The sequence below is a fragment of the Stenotrophomonas sp. STEN035 genome, assembly GCF_056759935.1.
In genome coordinates this window covers 41,012-56,871 of record NZ_JBRRDY010000033.1, presented here as the reverse complement: position 1 = coordinate 56,871, position 15,860 = coordinate 41,012, and the positions used below count along the sequence as shown (strand labels likewise).

General features: G+C 64.1%; 12 protein-coding genes. 6 read left to right on the top strand and 6 right to left on the bottom strand.

Annotated features, from left to right (window positions below; translation table 11 throughout):
* Positions 1 to 1,769, bottom strand: a 1,769-nt coding sequence (recN, locus tag ACVOLL_RS16435) for a DNA repair protein RecN (RefSeq protein ID WP_481513859.1), incomplete at its 3' end; no start/stop codon positions are given.
* Between the two features lie 184 nt (positions 1,770 to 1,953).
* Between recN and grpE the strand changes: the two genes are divergently transcribed.
* The 5 genes from grpE (at position 1,954) to ACVOLL_RS16410 (ending at position 8,004) form a co-directional block, all read left to right on the top strand.
* Positions 1,954 to 2,469 carry a nucleotide exchange factor GrpE gene (gene grpE, locus ACVOLL_RS16430; RefSeq protein WP_481513858.1) on the top strand — a complete coding sequence of 172 codons (516 nt, stop codon included), beginning with the start codon at positions 1,954 to 1,956 and terminating at the stop codon, positions 2,467 to 2,469.
* 145 nt (positions 2,470 to 2,614) lie between these two features.
* On the top strand, positions 2,615 to 4,534 hold the full coding sequence (gene dnaK / locus ACVOLL_RS16425; RefSeq protein ID WP_481513857.1) for a molecular chaperone DnaK: 1,920 nt from the start codon (positions 2,615 to 2,617) through the stop codon (positions 4,532 to 4,534).
* Positions 4,535 to 4,667: 133 nt separating this feature from the next.
* Positions 4,668 to 5,795: a molecular chaperone DnaJ gene (gene dnaJ / locus ACVOLL_RS16420; RefSeq protein ID WP_481513856.1), complete on the top strand. Its 1,128-nt coding sequence runs from the start codon at positions 4,668 to 4,670 to the stop codon at positions 5,793 to 5,795.
* A gap of 188 nt (positions 5,796 to 5,983) precedes the next feature.
* Positions 5,984 to 6,892 (top strand): pyridoxal kinase, encoded by a 909-nt coding sequence (pdxY, locus tag ACVOLL_RS16415; RefSeq protein WP_481513855.1) that lies wholly within the window; start codon positions 5,984 to 5,986, stop codon positions 6,890 to 6,892.
* Positions 6,889 to 8,004: a prephenate dehydrogenase gene (locus ACVOLL_RS16410; protein ID WP_481513854.1), complete on the top strand. Its 1,116-nt coding sequence runs from the start codon at positions 6,889 to 6,891 to the stop codon at positions 8,002 to 8,004. The genes pdxY and ACVOLL_RS16410 overlap by 4 nt, the downstream gene beginning before the upstream one ends.
* A gap of 440 nt (positions 8,005 to 8,444) precedes the next feature.
* Here the strand turns inward: ACVOLL_RS16410 and ACVOLL_RS16405 are convergent, their stop codons facing one another.
* The 5 genes from ACVOLL_RS16405 to ACVOLL_RS16385 form a co-directional block, all read right to left on the bottom strand.
* Entirely contained in the window at positions 8,445 to 8,660 is a 216-nt protein-coding gene (locus ACVOLL_RS16405; protein WP_481513853.1) for a hypothetical protein, read from the bottom strand.
* A 99-nt stretch (positions 8,661 to 8,759) separates the two neighbouring features.
* Positions 8,760 to 10,529 carry an ABC transporter transmembrane domain-containing protein gene (locus tag ACVOLL_RS16400; protein ID WP_481513852.1) on the bottom strand — a complete coding sequence of 590 codons (1,770 nt, stop codon included), beginning with the start codon at positions 10,527 to 10,529 and terminating at the stop codon, positions 8,760 to 8,762.
* Positions 10,522 to 11,118: an IMPACT family protein gene (locus ACVOLL_RS16395; protein WP_481513851.1), complete on the bottom strand. Its 597-nt coding sequence runs from the start codon at positions 11,116 to 11,118 to the stop codon at positions 10,522 to 10,524. The genes ACVOLL_RS16400 and ACVOLL_RS16395 overlap by 8 nt, the downstream gene beginning before the upstream one ends.
* 46 nt (positions 11,119 to 11,164) lie before the next feature.
* The gene (locus ACVOLL_RS16390; protein WP_481513850.1) at positions 11,165 to 12,217 is read right to left on the bottom strand and encodes a hypothetical protein; all 1,053 of its coding nucleotides are present in this window, start codon (positions 12,215 to 12,217) and stop codon (positions 11,165 to 11,167) included.
* Positions 12,214 to 12,771, bottom strand: a complete 558-nt coding sequence (locus tag ACVOLL_RS16385; RefSeq protein WP_481513849.1) for an RNA polymerase sigma factor — start codon at positions 12,769 to 12,771, stop codon at positions 12,214 to 12,216. The genes ACVOLL_RS16390 and ACVOLL_RS16385 overlap by 4 nt, the downstream gene beginning before the upstream one ends.
* Positions 12,772 to 12,923: 152 nt before the next feature.
* Here ACVOLL_RS16385 and ACVOLL_RS16380 point away from each other — a divergent pair, with 152 nt between their 5' ends.
* Positions 12,924 to 15,851, top strand: a complete 2,928-nt coding sequence (locus ACVOLL_RS16380; RefSeq protein WP_481513848.1) for a bifunctional diguanylate cyclase/phosphodiesterase — start codon at positions 12,924 to 12,926, stop codon at positions 15,849 to 15,851.
* Positions 15,852 to 15,860 lie beyond the last annotated feature (9 nt).

Here is a 15,860-nt window from a genome sequence, read left to right as displayed (position 1 = left end):
GCCAAAGCCCAAGCCAAAGCCAAAGCCAAAGCCAAAGCCAAAGCCAAAGCCAAAGCCAAAGCCAAAGCCAAAGCCAAAGCCAACGCCCTCGCATCCCGCGATCCCGCTTCCGTCAGCAGCTTCCGCGCCGCAGCCCGCGCTTCCATGCTCACCTCGGCACCGCCCAGCATGCGCGCCAGCTCTTCCTCGCGGCCCTTGGCGTCAAGCAGTTCAACCGCGCTCTGGGTCATGCCTTCCACCGGCGCCTTGCTTACCCGGTAATGGGAATGGCCCTTGGAGGCGACCTGCGGCAGATGGGTCACGCACAGCACCTGACGGCGTTCGCCCAGGGCGCGCAGCTTCTTGCCGACGATGTCGGCGATGGCGCCGCCGATGCCGGAGTCCACTTCGTCGAAAACCATGGTCGGCACGGCGTCCAGACCTAGTGCGGCGACTTCGATGGCCAGTGAGATGCGCGACAACTCACCGCCGGAGGCGACCTTGCGCAGGGCGCGGGCTGGCTGGCCGGCGTTGGCGGCGACCAGGAACTCGACCCGCTCGGCACCATTCGGGTCCGGGCGCAGCTGTGCCTGCGGCTCCAACTCGATCCGGAACTGACCGCCACCCATGCCCAGCTCGCCGATCAGCGTGGTGGTGGTGTCGGACAGTGAGGTGGCAGCGGCCTGGCGGCTGCTGGAAAGGATCGCAGCCACGGCTTGCCAGCGGGCAGCGGCCTTGTCGATCTCGCCGGCCAGCTTGGCCAGGCGCTCGTCGGCACCTCGTAGTTGTTCCAGTTCGGTTTCGAGGCAGTCGCGGGTGGCGGCGAGCTCTTCCATTGGCACGCGGTGCTTGCGGGCCAAGTCGTGCAGACGGCTTAGCCGACGCTCGATGTCCTCGAAGGCTTCCGGGTCGCTGTCCAGGTCGTCCTGTACCCGGTCCAGCTGGGCAAGCGCTTCGTGCAGCTGGATGCCGGCGGCATCCAGCATGGCGTCGACCTCGCCGAGGCGAGCGTCGTGCTGGCTGACCCTGCCCAGTTCGTGGCGTACCTGCTGCAGCAGCGACAACAGCGAAGGGCCGTCTTCATCGCCATTGAGCAGGCCGCCGGCGCGCTGGCAGGCTTCGATCAGTGCGGTGGAATGCGCCTGGCGGCGGTGGCTGGCGCCCAGCGCGACGATTGCCGCAGGCTCCAGGTCTTCGCGTTGTAGTTCGCCGAGCTGGTGCTCAAGAAAGCCGATCCGGTCGGAGACATCGCCCTGCTGCGACAGCGCGTCACGCTTGTCCAGAAGAGCTTGCCATTGGGCGGCAGCGCTGCGCACGGCGCCGCGCTCAGCTTCATTGCGGGCAAATGCGTCCAGCAGGGCGAGCTGGCTGGGCCGCGACAGCAGCGCCTGCTGGTCGTGCTGGCCGTGGATTTCGACCAGGAAACTGGCCAATTCCGACAGCTGCGACACCGGTACCGGGCGGCCGTTGATGAAGGCGCGGGAGCCGCCATCGGCGCGGATCACCCGCCGCAGCTGGCATTGCTCCTCGTCGTCGAGCTCGTTGTCGCGCAGCCAGCTGCGCGCCGGGGCGTCGTCGTCCAGGCTGAATTCGGCCGACAGCTCGGCGCGGCTGGCGCCGTGGCGGACCACGCCGGAGTCGGCGCGCAGGCCGGACAGGAAGCCTAAAGCGTCCACCATCAATGACTTGCCGGCGCCGGTCTCACCGGAAACGACAGTCATGCCTGGGCCGAACTCGAGTTCGGTGGCGCGGACAACGGCAAAATCCTTGATCGATAGATGTCTGAGCATGGCGGGCAGGTCTAGGGGCCGCGCAAAGCTAGCATGCGGGCCGGGCAGGTCAATGTAGGACAGGCGATGGCCGGCCCAGATTAGGAACAATGCGTCTCATGGAGTGAGTCGGAGCCTTGAAACTTTCGGTACAGCCCACATACGGGTCGGGGTAGGCGGCAGAACATCCGCCAAGGAACCGAAAATGAACCAAGAGCACACTGAATTCGACCCCGAGAACGCCGCCATGGGCGGTGACGACGCGCACCACGACCAGATCGAGGCGCTGCGCGCCGAGCTGGAGCAGGTCAAGGCCGAATCGCTGCGCGAGCGCGCCGATCTGGACAACCAGCGCAAGCGCGTGGCCCGCGACATCGACCAGGCCCGCAAGTTCGCCAACGAGAAGCTGCTTGGCGACCTGCTGCCGGTGTTCGACAGCCTCGATGCAGGCTTGGCTGCCGCTGGCAGCGAGCCCAATCCGCTGCGCGAAGGTATGGAACTGACCTACAAGCAGCTGCTCAAAGTAGCCGCTGACAACGGTCTGGTCCTGCTGGACCCGGCCGGCCAGGCCTTCAATCCGGAGCATCATCAGGCCATCAGCCAGGTGCCGGCACCGGCAGGCGTGGCCCCGGGCGCGGTAGTGACCGTGTTCCAGAAGGGCTACCTGCTCAACGAACGTCTGCTGCGGCCGGCGTTGGTTGTGGTGGCCCAGGCCGACTGATCGGCCGCGCTGGCTGGCCGCTGCCTAAATCAGGCGCAGCCGCCGGCAAACAGTGTTCCGGGGATGACTTGAATGTCATCAGGTCCTTCCCCATATCCCATTCATCCCCGGCGGCTGCCGGCAAACGAATACTCAGGAGTCCCCCATGGGCAAGATCATTGGTATCGACCTCGGCACCACCAACTCGTGCGTGGCGATCATGGACGGCGGCAAGGCCCGCGTCATTGAAAACTCGGAAGGCGACCGCACCACGCCCTCCATCGTCGCCTACACCAAGGACGGCGAAGTACTGGTGGGTGCCTCGGCCAAGCGTCAGGCCGTCACCAACCCGAAGAACACCTTCTACGCGGTGAAGCGCCTTATCGGCCGCAAGTTCACCGACGCCGAAGTACAGAAGGACATCGCCCACGTGCCGTACGGCATCCTGGCGCATGACAACGGCGACGCATGGGTACAGACCAGCGATGCCAAGAAGATGGCACCGCAGGAAATTTCTGCCCGCGTGCTGGAAAAGATGAAGAAGACCGCCGAAGACTTCCTCGGTGAAAAGGTCACCGAAGCGGTCATCACCGTGCCGGCCTACTTCAACGACAGCCAGCGCCAGGCCACCAAGGACGCAGGCCGCATCGCCGGTCTGGACGTCAAGCGCATCATCAACGAGCCGACCGCGGCTGCCCTGGCCTATGGCCTGGACAAGGGTGACAACAAGGACCGCAAGATCGTTGTGTACGACCTGGGCGGCGGCACCTTCGACGTGTCGATCATCGAGATCGCCAACGTCGACGGTGAGAAGCAGTTCGAAGTGCTGGCCACCAACGGTGACACCTTCCTGGGCGGCGAAGATTTCGACAACCGCGTCATCGAGTACCTGGTTGAAGAGTTCCAGAAGGACCAGGGCATCGACCTGCGCAAGGACCCGTTGGCCCTGCAGCGCCTGAAGGACGCCGCTGAGCGCGCCAAGATCGAGCTTTCGTCCGCGCAGCAGACCGAAGTGAACCTGCCGTACGTCACTGCAGACGCTTCCGGTCCGAAGCACCTGAACATCAAGCTGACCCGCGCCAAGCTGGAAAGCCTGGTCGAAGAGCTGATCAAGAAGTCGATCGAGCCGTGCCGCGTTGCGTTGAATGACGCCGGCCTGCGTTCGAGCGACATCAGCGAAGTGATCCTGGTCGGTGGTCAGACCCGCATGCCGAAGGTGCAGCAGGCTGTTACCGAGTTCTTCGGCAAGGAACCGCGCAAGGACGTCAACCCGGACGAAGCCGTGGCATTGGGTGCTGCGATCCAGGGCGGCGTGCTGGGCGGCGACGTCAAGGACGTGCTGCTGCTGGACGTGACCCCGCTGTCGCTGGGTATCGAGACCATGGGTGGTGTGTTCACCAAGATCATCGAAAAGAACACCACCATCCCGACCAAGGCCTCGCAGACCTTCTCGACCGCTGAGGACAACCAGTCGGCCGTGACCGTGCACGTGTTGCAGGGTGAGCGCGAGCAGGCCCGTTACAACAAGTCGCTGGCCAAGTTCGACCTGTCCGGCATCGAGCCGGCACCGCGTGGCATGCCGCAGGTTGAGGTGTCCTTCGACATCGACGCCAACGGCATCCTGCACGTGTCGGCCAAGGACAAGAAGACCAACAAGGAACAGAAGGTCGAGATCAAGGCCGGTTCGGGTCTGTCCGAGGAAGAGATCGCACGCATGGTCGCCGACGCGGAAGCCAACCGCGAAGAAGACAAGAAGTTCCAGGAGCTGGTGCAGACCCGCAACCAGGCTGACGGTCTGATCCACGCCACCCGCAGCGCCATCACCGAGCATGGCAGCAAGGTTGGCGGCGACGTGATCGGCAAGGTTGAGGCCGCACTGGCCGATCTGGAAACCGCGATGAAGGGCGACGACAAGGCACAGATCGAAGCCAAGTCGAAGTCGCTGGAAGAAGCCGGTCAGGCACTGTTTGCCGCCGCTTCGGCTGGTGAACAGGGCGGTCCGGCTCCGGGCGGCGACGCCGGTGCCCAGTCCAATGACGACGTAGTGGACGCTGAGTTCACCGAAGTCAAGGACGACAAGAAGTAAGCAAGGCCGGAGTTGTACCTGGGGATTCGGGATTCGGAACTACTGTTCCGGCTTCCGGATCCCCTTCCGGTATCTGCAATACCAGGCTTTCCGTCCCTGATTCTCAACCCCGATTACAGAACCTCATGTGCCAATGAAACGCGATTATTACGAAGTACTGGGCGTAGCCCGCACCGCCACCGATGAAGAGCTGAAGAAGGCCTATCGCCGTTGCGCGATGAAGCACCACCCGGACCGCAACCCGGGCGATGCTGCCGCTGAATCCGCCTTCAAGGAGTGCAAGGAGGCGTACGAAACCCTGTCCGACGGCAATAAGCGGCGCATGTATGACGCCCACGGCCACGCTGCGTTTGAACACGGCATGGGCGGTGGTGGCGGTGGTCCGGGTGGTCCGGACATGAATGATATTTTTGGCGACATCTTCGGCAATATTTTTGGCGGAGGTGGCGGCGGTCCGCGTCAGCCGCGTCGCGGTGCCGACATCGGCTACGTGATGGAGTTGGACCTGGAAGAAGCGGTGGCCGGCGTTGAGCGCCGCATCGAGATCCCGACCCTGGCCGAGTGCGGTGATTGCGACGGCAGCGGCTCGGAAGACCGCAAGGTCGAGACCTGTAATGTCTGCGGTGGTCGTGGCCAGGTGCGTGTGCAGCGCGGCATCTTCGCCATGCAGCAGGCCTGCCATAACTGTGATGGTCGAGGTCAGATCATCAGCAAGCCGTGCAAGACCTGCCACGGTAACGGTCGCATCGAAGAAGACAAGGTGTTGTCGGTCAAAGTGCCGGCAGGCGTTGATACCGGCGACCGCATCCGGCTGCAGGGCGAGGGCGAAGCTGGCCCGGCCGGTGCACCGGCAGGCGATCTGTACGTTGAAGTGCGCGTGCGCGAGCATGCCATCTTCACCCGTGATGGCGACGACCTGCACTGCGAAGTGCCGGTGCGCATCTCGCAGGCAGCGCTGGGCGACGCGATCCGCGTGGCAACCTTGGGCGGCGAAGCGGAGATCCGCATCCCGGCCGAGACCCAGACCGGCAAGCTGTTCCGTCTGCGTGGCAAGGGCGTCAAGTCGGTGCGCAGCCGCACCGAAGGCGACCTGTACTGCCGCGTCGTGGTGGAAACCCCGGTCAACCTGACGGCCGAGCAGCGCAAGTTGCTGGAGCAGTTTGAAGCCACCTTCAGCGGCGAAGAAGCACGCAAGCACTCGCCGAAGTCGGCGACCTTCATCGACGGCGTGAAGGGCTTCTGGGAACGCATGAAGTCCTGATGCGTCACCTGTAGTGCCGAGCCATGCTCGGCAATGGCGTTACCGATGGAACTTCTATCGAGCATGGCTCGGCACTACATGAATCAAAGCCGCAGCTTGCTGCGGCTTTTTTCGTTATGCCATCTGCTATTGGTTGCGCGCGCAAGCGTATGCAGTCGCGCCTTGTCCTGCGGACGTAGAATAGGGCGATGAACGAAGTCGACCATAGCCATCTCGTGCACGGTCGTCGGCAACGCCCGGATGGGCCGTCGCCGGTGGACGTGATTTCCGTGCAATCCCAGCTGGTCTACGGCCATGCCGGCAACAGCGCGGCAGTGCCGCCGCTGCGTGCCCTGGGCCTGCGCGTCGCCGAAATTCCCACCACCTTGCTGAGCAACGCGCCGTTCTACGCGACGCTGCGGGGCCGCGTGCTGCCTGCAGACTGGTTCGCCGAACTTCTGCAGGGAGCCAGCGAACGGGGCCTGCCGCAGCGAGCCGGTGCCTTGGTTTCAGGCTACTTCGGCAGCGTCGCCAACGGCGCCGCGTTTGCTGATTGGCTGGACGAAGTGCTGCCGCAATCGCCGCAGCTGCGTTACTGCCTGGACCCGGTGATCGGCGATACCCATACCGGCCCTTATGTTGAGCCGGGGCTGGAAAAGATCTTCATCGAGCGCCTGCTGCCGCATGCCTGGCTGGTCACGCCCAATGCCTTCGAGCTGGGCCGGTTGACTGGCTTGCCTGCGCTGGAACAGGACGACGCCATCGCCGCCTCGCGCAAGCTGCTGGAGCGCGGGCCGGAATGGGTTATCGCACATTCGGTGTCCGGTGATCCGGGCGAGTTGGTGACCTTGGCCATTGGCCGCGAGCAGATCTGGCGTTGGACGTCGCCGCATCTGCCGGTGGATGTGGCCGGCACCGGTGACGTGTTGATGTCGCTGCTGGTCGCCTTCCTGCTCAAGGGCCATAGCTTCGAGGACGGCGTGAGCCGCGCCATCGCCGGCGTGCATGCGGCGTTGGAAGCGACCCTGGCCACCGGCGTGGAGGAGTTCGACGTGCTGGCCGCTGCTCCGGCCGCGTTGGGTACCCCGTACCGCTTCCGCGCCGAGCGTCTGGCGTGACCATGCGTCCAGTCATCGGCATCGTCGGCAGCGGCGGTGCCTTTGGACGTTGGTTGCGTGGCTTCTTCGAATCGCGCATGGGCTTGCAGGTGATCGGTCACGATCCGGTCGATGCGGACTCGCAGACGCCGGAGCAGTTGCTGGAACGGGCCGATGTGCTGCTGTTCTCGGCACCGATCCGGCATACGCCTGCGCTGATCCGTGACTACATCCGCCAATCGGCCGGACGTGAGCGCGGCAAACTGTGGCTGGATGTCACCTCGATCAAGGCCGAGCCGGTGGCGGCGATGCTGGAATCACAGGCCTCGGTCGCCGGCCTGCATCCGATGACTGCGCCGCCCAAGGCGCCGACCTTGAAGGGCAGGGTGATGGTGGTCTGCGAAGCGCGGCTGGATGCGCGCTGGCAGGTATGGCTGGATGAGCTGTGCATCGCTTTGCAGGCCGAATGCGTGCGAGGCACTGCCGAACACCACGATCGGGTGATGGCGCTGGTTCAGGCGATGGTGCATGCCACGCACCTGGCCCAGGCTGGCGTGCTGCGCGAATATGCGCCGATGCTGGGCTCGCTGAGCGAATTGATGCCGTATCGCTCGGCCGCATTTGAACTGGATGCGGCGGTGATCTCGCGCATCCTGTCGTTGAACCCGGCCATCTATGAAGACATCCAGTTCGGCAATCCGCATGTCGGTGAAGTGCTGGATCATTTGCTGCAGCAGCTGCAGCAGCTGCGTGGTCTGGTGGGACAAGGCGACGATGCCGCGCGAGCGCTGTTCCGTAGCCAGTATCTGGCTGAGAACAAGGCAGCGGTGGACGATCAGACCCTGCGCGAGGGCAACTACAGCTTCGAGCGGGTCGGTTATCTGCTGGCGGATCTGACCGACCAGAGCGCAATGAGTGTGCATCTGCCGGAGGATCGCGCCGGCTCACTGCGCGAGTTGCTGCATGTGTTCGAGCGGCACGGCATCAGCCTGGCTTCGATTCACTCCTCGCGTACGCCGAGTGGTGAGGTCCACTTCCGCATGGGCTTCGTGCAGGCCTACGCGGCTGATGTGATTTCAGCGGCCAGCGACGAGATCAACAGCAGCGGCATAGGCCGTGTGCTCGAGCGGTAAGCCTGCAGCAGTTTTAGGAGGGCTGTGGGAGCGGCGTGAGCCGCGAAGCTCCCGCCACCAGCCGAAGCCGATAGCGCATTGCAGTTGCCTAGGTGTCGTAATCGTTCGGGATCGCCAGCTTCGTGGCTTACGCCGCTCCCACAAAAGCCATGGCGGCTAAAGCACCCCTCCCCAACCCTACCCCTTTGCTGTGCAAAAGGGAGGGGGCTCAAGCTTATTTGCGTCTCACCGGCTGCGACTTAATCCACAGCGGCGTGTGCGCAAGCATGTGGATAATCACTGACATCCCTTGGGGCACAAGGCTGTCAAGATGGTTGGTGAAAAATTGAGCAGCCACGGGCTGCATCGGCAAAGCGTATTCAGAATTACCCGGCCTGCCGGCAGCGGGGCCATCCTGTTGCGCGCCGGCAATGATCACGGCGCGCTGCAGAAGATGGGAATCAGGCCCGGTAGGGCTGGTTCATCGACAGGCTGACTTCGCCATCGGCACTGAACAGATTACTGCCCCGACGCAGTAGCGGCCGGCCATCGGCAAGCTCGTAGCGCGGCGGACGGCTTGTGCTGCTGGCCTGGCTGGTGCCGGGCTCATCCAGAAACTCGATGACGATGCAGCTTTCGCCATCGCGGGTGGTTGCAGGGAATTGTCGGAACGCCATAGCTCGCCTCCAATGCTGGGAAGGTGGTCGCAGTCCATCGGTGCGACCACCCTGTGAGCTTGCCGCCAGCGTTGTTAGCGATGCGTTACCGCAGCGTTCTCAATCTATGAATTGCAGCCGCGCCAGCTCGGCATACAAGCCATCCTGTGCCAACAGTTCAGCATGCGTGCCCTGCGCGACGATGCGGCCGTGGTCCATCACCACAATGCGGTCGGCCTTGAGCACGGTTGCCAGGCGATGCGCGATGACCAGCGTTGTGCGCCCAGCCATCAGCCGTTCCAATGCCTGCTGCACAGCACGTTCGCTCTGTGCGTCCAGCGCGCTGGTGGCTTCGTCCAGCAGCAGTACTGGTGCGTCCTTGAGCAGGGCGCGGGCGATCGCCACGCGCTGCTGCTGGCCACCAGACAGGCGTGCGCCACGTTCGCCCAGGTCGCTGGCATAGCCTTCCGGTAGCTGCGTCAGGAAGTCGTCTGCCTCGGCTGAGCGGGCGGCAGCGCGAACTTCCTCGTCGCTGGCTTCGAGCCGACCATAGCGGATGTTGTCGGCGGCGCTGGCCGCGAACAGGGCAGGCTGCTGTGGCACCAGGGCAATGCTCTGGCGCAGCTGTGCCGGGTCCAGCTCGCGTAGATCAATGCCATCCAGGCGCAGGCTGCCGCTGTCCGGATCGTGGAAACGCAGCAGCAGCGACAGCACCGTGCTTTTGCCGGCACCTGAGGGTCCGACGAGCGCCACGGTTTCGCCTGGCGCCACGGTCAGGCTGAAGTCATCCAGTGCCGGGTGATCGGGGCGTTGCGGATAATGGAACGACACATGCTCGAAGCGGATTTCGCCGCGGACCGGCGAGGGCAGCGGATGTGGCTGTGCGGGTGCGGTGATCTGCGGGTTCTCGGCCAACAGTTCACCAATACGGCCCATGCCGCCGGAGGCGCGCTGCAGTTCGTTCCAGACTTCGGCCAAAGCGCCAACCGAGCCGCCGCCGATCAAGGCGTACAGCACGAACTGGCCAAGCGTGCCGGCCGTCATGCGGCCGTCGACGACGTCGTGTGCTCCTGACCACAGCACCGCAACGATGGCCCCGAACACCAGCACGATGGCGATGGCGGTGACGAAGGACTGGGTGCGGATGCGGCGCTTCGCGGTGGCCACGGAGATGTCCAGCGCTGCCTCGAAGCGGCCGCGCTCGTAGGGTTCGCGGGCATGCGCCTGCACGGTACGCACCGCGCCGAGCGTTTCTGCGGCCAGGGCATTGGCATCGGCGACGCGGTCCTGGCTGGCGCGGGAGATTTTCTGCAGCTGGCGCGCGCCCAGCACGATCGGCAGTACCGCCAGCGGAATGCCGATCAGCGAATACACGGCCAAGTGTGGACTGGTGACGAACAACATCACCATCGCACCGATCACGGTGACGCTGCTGCGCAGTGCTACCGACATGGTCGAGCCGATCACGCTGCGCAGTAGTTCGCTGTCGGCGGTCAGCCGCGATACCAGCTCGCCGCTGCGGGTGCGGTCGTGGAAGCCGGCGTCCAGTCCGATCAGGTGCGCATAGAGCTTTCCACGCAGGTCGGCGACGACCTTCTCGCCCAGCAGCGATACGAAGAAGAAGCGTGCGGCGGTGGCCAATGCCAGCACTACCGCGACAATGAACAACAGCATGAACGCGCGGTTGATCTCGCCACCACCGGAGAAGCCGTGGTCGATCATCTGCTTGACCGCCATCGGCAGGCTCAAGGTTGCCGTCGAGGATACTGCCAAGGCAACCAGCCAAGCGGTGAACAGGCCGGCGTGGCGACGCACGAACGGCCACAGGGTTTTCAGGCTGCCGAGTTTCTGCAGCTTGCGCTGCGGCGGTGTGGAAGCTGCTTCAGTCATGGTCGACGGGTTTGCTCAGGCGTAGGCGGTCGCGGGTGGCGTCGCGCAGGCGTAGTGCCAGCGCATCGATCTGGTCTGCCGGCAGGCGCACATGCAGGCGCAGGCCTTCGGGCAGGAAGTGTTCGTCAAGTTTCTCTGCGCCGGTTGCGCTGAGCAGGGTATGCACGATGCCCATGTCTTCAAAGCCGCATTGAAGGATGCGTTCGGTCATCGGCACCAAGGGACTGCGCTGGGCCTGCCGCAGGCATTCGGCCGCGGTGCCGCCATAGGCCCGGACCAGGCCACCTGCACCGAGCTTGATGCCGCCGTACCAGCGTGTCACCACGACTGCGATGCGGTCATAACCCTGGCCATCTATCGCGGCGAGAATTGGACGTCCGGCGGTGCCTGCCGGCTCGCCATCGTCGCTGGAGCGGTAATCATTGCCATGCCGGTAGGCCCAGCAATTGTGGGTGGCATCGGCATCCGAAACTGACTGGATGAACGCCATCGCCGCGCTGGCATCGCTGATCGGCGCTGCCTGCGCGAGGAAGCGACTGTGTTTGATCTCCAGCTCGTGGCTGGCGGGTGCGGCGAGAGTGTCGAGCATTGCCGTCATTCTAGTGGCAGCGCTGCAAAGCGGTAGCGGATGCCGCTCAATCCTTGAGCAACGGCCGCAGGTCGCGCGGAATGCGCGCTTCCGGGTAGTCGTGGGCAAAGCGGCGCAGGCTGGCCTTTGCACCTTCCACATCACCGGCTTCGTGGCGCTGGCGGATGCGTTTTATCCATTGGTGGCGTGACAGCGTGGCGTCGGCCTCGATGTCGGATGTGCTGTCGGCGGCGATGGCTTCGGCACGCTGGCGACGCGCATCGGCGGCTTTGCTTACGGACTTGGTGCCAGCATGCGGAATCGATGTGGAGCCAAAAGGCGTCGGACGTGGCGGTGCAGCGCGTGCTGGCGCGGCCTCGCTGCGATAGAGGTCAGCTTGCGCGCCAGCGGTGCTGACGGTCTGTTCGGCTTGAACCGGGGCGGCCATAGGTGCCGGGGCCATCATCGGCATTGGTGCTGCGGGAGGCGCGGGTGGTGCCGGGGGCGCGACCGGTGCAGCTGAGAACGCACGTGGTGATTGCCCTGCATTGCTGGTGCTGGGTTGCTCGATGACGTTCGTTTCGTCGTTGCGCGCAACATTTGCCTGCGCAGCTTGTGCCGTATCGGCGCTGCGCTCTTTCGTGCTCGCCATGGATCGTGCTTGCGGCGCTGCAAGCGCCGGGGCGGCGGCATCTTCGGCTGCCGGGCTTGGCATCGGCGCAGCGGCCGGAACGGCAGCTGCCTCCGCGGCTGCCATATCGGCAGCAGGCGCGGCCACTTCGGCGTGCTGCATCGCTGGCTGCGGCGGTAGCGGGCGCAGCTGCCAGGCCAGGCCAACCACCAGCACCAGTGACGCTGCCACAGCCAATGAGGACACCAGTCCGCGACGGCGCCCCCAGCCACGGTTGCGCGATGCTGGGGGCAAGTTGGCTGTGGGCGCTTTGGGATGCGCGGCCTGCGTCTCTGATTGGGGCTGGGTCAGCGGCTGCGGGTTACCGTGGGCCATGGCCAGAATCCGGGCGTCCAACTGCGCGCTGGGCCCTGTGGTACCAGCTCCAGGGCGCCCGAGCAGGCGGGCCAGCTCGCGCTCTTCGGGAGTCAGCATGTCTGGGATGTTCATTCGCTCAACCTCGCGCGCAGCTTGTCCATCGCATAGCGCAGCCGCGACTTGACGGTTTCCCGGCCTACGCCGGTGATCTGCCCGATCTCCTCCAGGCTGAGTTCCTGTTCCAGTCGCAGGATCACGACTTCCTGTTGTTCCGGCGGCAACTCGGCCAATGCCTGGCGCAGTTGCAGGCGCTGGGCCTGTTCGTCTGCCAATAGTTCAGGCGTGCAGTTGTCGGCCAGGCGTGCGGTGCGCTCGTCGGCGTCTTCCGGTGCAGCCGGCCGATGGCGGGCCGCCCGCCAATGGTCGTTGAGGCGGTTGTGGGCGATGCGGAACAGCCAGGTGGCGAAGGCCGCGTCGGGCTTCCAGCCGGCGCGGGCATTGATCATCTTCTGCCAGACGTCCTGAAAGAGCTCCTCGGCCAAAGGCCGGTCGCGCAGCTGGCCGAGCAGATAGTGGAACAGTCGCGCGCGATGCCGGGCGTAGAGCTCGGAGAACGCATCGCTGTCACCGTCGGCATAGGCCAACATCAGCACTTCATCGGTAGGGGTTTGGACAGCGGTATCCACCCCGCAAGCGTAGTGGCTGGCTTGGATTCTGCCTAGCTCAACGGGAGTCTGTGGCGGTTTCATTCATAATTGTGAATAGGAATCTTTTTCTGCGACGCACTGCTCTTGACCGCTGTGAAAGGTATGCTGCGGGTTCAGGGGGGAGTTCCGGGATGCTGGGACCCAGAGAGAACGGATACATGTCGTATAGCGAGCTTGACGCGAAGGCCGAAACCCAGCGCGCCGATACATCTTCGCCGGTCACCAGAGTGGTAGCGACATTGCAGAGCTTGTTGCCTCCCGTCAGCACGGTTGCGCTGGCGTGGCGCGATGGCCTGCTGGGCAAGGGTAGCTGCAGTTTCCCGGAATCCGCCGATGGTCTATGCCAGTTGGCGCGTGACTGCCTTGCAGGCAAGGCTAGAGATCTTCCCGGCTCCGTCCAACTACTGGAATGGAGTCACGACAGCGACGCGGACTACGTGCTGCTGATCGATCCCGAACAGGCATTGCCGGTGGCGCGCCGCGAAGCATGGCAGGGCACGGCGCGGATGCTGATCTGCTCGGCCATGGAGCTGATGCGCCAGCGCATCCAGATCGAAGAACTGCAGCGCTCCAAACAGCTGCAGAAGGCCCTGTTCGAAATAGCGGATCTGGCCGGTGCCGATCTGGCGATGACCGAGATGATGGCGCATTTTCACCGCATTCTTGGTTCGTTGATGTACGCGGAGAACTGCTACATCGTCGAGTGCGATGAAAACCAGCAGAGCCTGGAATTCCTGTACTTCGTTGATACCCATGACAGCTACCTGCCTGACCCCGGGCGTCGCTATCGTTACGAGGAAATGCCGGCCAGTTTGACCTTTGCGGTGCTGCGCAATGGTCGGGCACTGAGCGGGCCGTCGCGTGAGCTGGCCAAATATCTGGAACAGCCGTACGAGGTATCGGAGGGCGAGGAGAGTACCGACTGGCTGGGTGTGCCGATGTGGCGCGACAACCGGGTGTGCGGTGCCATCGTGGTGCAAAGCTATGTTGCCGATGCCTGCTACGGCGAGGAAGAGCTGGCGCTGCTGAACTTTGTCGCCAAGCACATCCTCACCGCGATGGATCGGCATCAGGCGCATGCGCAGCTCGAGCAGCGGGTATGGCAGCGCACCCAGGATCTGGAACACATCAACGACCACCTGCAGGGCGAGATCATCGAACGCCGGCGTGCGGAATTGCTGCAGGCGGCGCTGTTCAACATCTCCGAGCTGGCGATGAGCGGCAAGGCCACCGGCGATTTCTATGCACAGGTGCACGAGATCATCGGCCGGCTGCTGGATGCCAGCAATTTCTACGTGGCGATGGTGACCGCAGATGCGACCGGCATCGAGTTCGTCTATTCAGTCGATCGCTTCAATCGCGAACGCGCAACCCGGATTTTCAGCGATGGCCTGACCGAGTACGCGTTGCAACGCCGCGAGCCGGTGCTGTTGACGCGGGCGGATATCGACAGGTTGATCGCGGCAGGGGACTTGAAGGAATTCGGCGCCAAGTCGCAGTGCTGGCTGGGCGTGCCCTTGTTCAGTGATGACGAAGTAGTAGGCGTCATCGCGGTGCAGAGCTACAACCCGGAGGTCGCGTTCACTGCCGATGATCAGCGCTTGTTGGTATTTGTTGCCCGCGCCATCGGCAACAGTCTTGCCCGCCAGCGCGATCAACAGCGCTTGCTGCAGGCCCACGCCGACCTGGAGCTGCGAGTGACAGAGCGCACCCGTGAGCTGGGCGAGGTGAATCAGAAGTTGCTGGGACAGATTGGCGAACGTATGCGTGCCGAGCAGCGTTTGACCCACCTGGCCATGCATGACGTGCTGACCGGGCTACCCAATCGCCTGCACCTGCAGGATCGCTTGGAGCGTGCAATCGAGAATGCGGAGTTGGGTATCGCCCCGCATTTCGCCTTGCTGTTCCTCGATCTGGATCGCTTCAAGTGGGTCAACGACAGTATCGGGCATGCTGCTGGCGACCAGATGCTGGTCGAGGTCGCGCGCCGGCTGGTGGGTCTGGTGCGTGGTGAGGACGTTGTGGCGCGGCTGGGCGGCGATGAATTCGCGCTGCTTGTGCACTCCGATCGCGGCTCGAATGCAGCGATGGACCTGGGTCGTCGCCTGCTCAAGGCGCTGGAAGCGCCGATGTGGGTGGACGGGCGTGAGCTGTTCCCGTCCGGCAGCATCGGCATCGCGGTATGGGATGCGCGCTATACCTCCGGCGCGGACCTGCTGCGTGATGCGGATGCTGCCATGTACCGGGCCAAGCTCAAGGGCCAGGACCGTTGCGTGATGTTCGACGGCGCGATGCACGATGAGGCGATGCGTAGTCTGGAGCTGGAAGCGGACCTGCGACGGGCGATCAAGAAGCGCGACTTCCTGCCCTATTACCAGCCCATCGTGTCACTGCTTGACGGCAAGGTGGTTGGCCACGAGGCGCTGCTGCGCTGGCAGCACGAGCGTCGCGGCGTGCTGGTGCCGGGCGAGTTTCTATCGCTGGGCGAAGAGAGCGGCCTGATCGAGCAGGTGGACTGGCAGATATACGAGCAGGTGATGCAGGACATGGCGGCTTCGGCTGCCGGCTACATCTCGGTCAACGTCTCGCCACGGCACTTCCGTTCGGCAGAATTTGTGCCGCGGCTGCTGGGAATGCTGGATGCGGCGGGGGCTGATCCCGGGCGCCTGCGTGTTGAGATCACCGAGATGGCCTTGCTCGATGACGAACCGCGCACCTTGCGTGCATTGCATCAGTTGCGTGAGCGCGGCGTGGTGGTGCAGCTGGATGACTTCGGCACTGGCTATTCGGCGCTGTCCTATCTGCATCGTTTCCCGATCAGTGCGCTGAAGGTGGACCGTAGTTTTGTTGCCGGTCTGCATGATGAAGGCAGCAACAGTACGCTTGCGCTGGTGGAAGGCGTGCTGTCACTTGCACGCACGCTGGGCATCGAGACGATAGGCGAGGGCATTGAGAATGAACGGCAGCTGCAAACGCTGACGGAGCTGGGCTGCAACTTCGGCCAGGGTTACCTGCTGGGCTACCCGGCGCCCCGCGAAGAGACCTTGCAGCGCGCATAAGCGCAGGCT